Genomic DNA, 2,422 nt, shown 5'->3' with positions numbered 1-2,422 from the left:
CGCAGCACGATCACCCGATCGGCGATGTCCCGCACCTCGTCCAGCAGGTGGCCGATGAACAGCACCGCGCCGCCGTCCGCGGCGTGCCGCCGGGCGAGGGCGAGGACCTTCCCGGCCTCGACCGGCCCGAGCGAGGAGGTCGGCTCGTCCAGGATCAGGACCAGCGGCCGGTTGCCCCAGGCCTTGGCGATCTCGATCATCTGCCGCAGCGGGACGGGCAGTTGCTCCACCGGCCGGTCGACGTCCACGCCGTCGACGCCGATCTCCGCCAGCAGTTCGCGCGCCTCGCGTCGGGTGCCGGCGCGGTCGAACAGCGCTCGGTGCAGCTTCCCCGCGTCCTGCCGGGCGCGACTGCGACGGCCGAGGAGCAGGTTCTCGGCCACGCTCAGCCGACCGACCAGGGGGAACTCCTGGGCCACGAGGGCGACGCCGAGGGCCTTCGCGTGGTCGGGACGGCCCGGCTGGAGGGGGTGGTGCGCGATCAGGACCTCCCCGGGTGGGGGAGACGGTGCCGGACAGCACGCCCATCAGGGTCGACTTCCCGGCGCCGTTCTCGCCGACGACGCAGGTGATCTGACCTCGCAACAGGTCGAGTTCGGGGATGTCCAGCACGGTGAACGGCCCGTAGCTCTTGCGCACCGCGCGCAGGGCCACGGCCGGCCCGCCGCCGGCGGAGTGGGTCGCCCTGGTCATCCGGTGATGCCGAGCTGGGTCTGCTTGGCCTTGAAGGCGTCGAGGTTGCCCTGGGTGACGACGCCGACGCCGGAGCTCAGGGTGCTGCCGTCCGACTCCAGGAACGGCTTGACGATGGCCATCGTGGCGTCCTTGCCGAGCACCTTGAGCGCGGCCAGCAGGTAGGCGCCGGTGTAGCCCTGCTGGTAGGGCGACTGGACGACGGTCGCCTGGATGACGCCCTGCTGGATGAACGTGAGGGTCTGGGCGTCGCTGTCGTCGGAGATCACCTTGACCTTGCCGGTCCGGCCCGCCGCCTGCACCGCCTGCGCGGCCGAGGGGCCGTCGTAGGAGTACACGCCGTAGATGCCGGTCACGTTGGGGTCGGTCTGGATGGCGGTCTGCGCGTTGGTCAGGGCCTTCGCCGCGTCCATGCTGTCGGCGAGCTTGTTGGCCACCTCGATGCCGCTGCCCTTCAGCGCGTCCTCGAAGCCCTGGATGCGCTCGACGGCGTTGGACGCGGTCAGCGAGCTGACCAGCACCACCACCTTGCCCTTGCCGCCCAGCGCGGCCTTCATCGCCTCGCCCGCCCGCTTGCCGGCCTGGTAGTTCGGGGTGCCGAGGTAGAGCGCGGCGCCGTCCTCGGCGGGCAGCGGCGAGTCGATGGCGAGGACCGGGATGCCGGCCGAAGCCGCGGACTGGATCGGCGACTTGACGGCCGTCGGGTCGATCGCGGAGAGCGAGAAGGCGGAGATGTCCTGCCCGCGCAGGGTCTGGACGATGGACAGCTGCTGGTCCAGCCGGCCGTTCGCCGGGGCCTGGAAGGTGCCCTTGACCCCGAGGTCGGCGAGCCCCTTGGTGAAGCCGGCCTTCCCGGCGTTCCAGTAGTCCACGGCGGCGTTGACCACCATGGCCAGGTCCAGCTTGGACAGGTCCTTGCCCTGGAGCGCGGCCTTGAGGGCGGCGTCGAGGCGGCCGAGGTTGTCGTCGTTGAAGGTGATGTCGCCTTGGATCGCGGGCGCGGGGGCGGCGGAACCGCCGGCGGGCGTGTCGGAGCCACCGGCGCCCTGCTTGCTGCAGCCCACGGCCAGGGCGAGGACGGCGACTGCGGCGGTGGTGACGCGGGCGGCTCTGGAACTCCGTCGGAAGGGTGCGCGCATGGGTGGTTCCTCTCGATCTCTGCCGGCGGGTGGGGGAGCCGGTGGAAGGCGCGGTGAGTCCGCGCGGACGATCAGATGTACCGGTGGTGGAGTGTGAGCGCTCACATCGCTCAGCGTCAACTCCCGTGCAGCACCGAGAGGGTGATGCTCCGAAGGGTCACGCGCACCCGCCGGCGATTTCCTCGGCGCGGATCCGTCGAAAGCCTTGACGGCATGCGGTCGGTGAGGGCACTGTCACCGATCCAGGAACCCACCACCTTCCGCCCAGGGCGAAGTCTGTCGTCATGGGCAGGATTGTTAGCGCTCACTTTCCTCTGGCCGCGCTCGACGATGAGCAGGGAGACCCATGAGTGACAACAAACCCACGAGTGGCAACGACAGGACAACCCGGGGAAGCGGCGTGCTGCGCCGCCTGGCCCGCGCCGGGGCGGCCCTCGCCGTCCTGATCGGCGCCCTGGCCGGCGCCACCGCGACGAGCGGTGTGGCGCAGGCCGCCGCGCAGGGCCCGTGCGACGTCTACGCCGCCGGCGGCACGCCCTGCGTGGCCGCGCACAGCACCACCCGCGCGCTGTACGCCGGGTACGCCGGGC

2 protein-coding genes and 1 pseudogene are annotated in these 2,422 nt (G+C 71.7%); 1 reads left to right on the top strand and 2 read right to left on the bottom strand.

All coding sequences use genetic code 11. From position 1 onward, the window contains the following. Positions 1-693: pseudogene (locus AB0O00_RS35835) on the bottom strand (ATP-binding cassette domain-containing protein); the annotation flags it as partial. Then, the gene (locus tag AB0O00_RS35830; RefSeq protein WP_363658887.1) at positions 690-1,832 is read right to left on the bottom strand and encodes a substrate-binding domain-containing protein; all 1,143 of its coding nucleotides are present in this window, start codon (positions 1,830-1,832) and stop codon (positions 690-692) included. The pseudogene AB0O00_RS35835 and the gene AB0O00_RS35830, both read right to left, overlap by 4 nt. A 346-nt stretch (positions 1,833-2,178) precedes the next feature. On the opposite strand from AB0O00_RS35830, the gene AB0O00_RS35825 reads away from it, so the two are divergent. After that, positions 2,179-2,422, top strand: a 244-nt coding sequence (locus AB0O00_RS35825) for an arabinofuranosidase catalytic domain-containing protein (protein ID WP_363658886.1), incomplete at its 3' end; no start/stop codon positions are given.

The organism is Kitasatospora sp. NPDC093558 (assembly GCF_040683475.1).
Lineage (GTDB): Bacteria > Actinomycetota > Actinomycetes > Streptomycetales > Streptomycetaceae > Kitasatospora.
The sequence above is the reverse complement of the archived record's forward strand: the minus strand, read 5'-3'. Positions and strand labels throughout refer to the sequence as shown.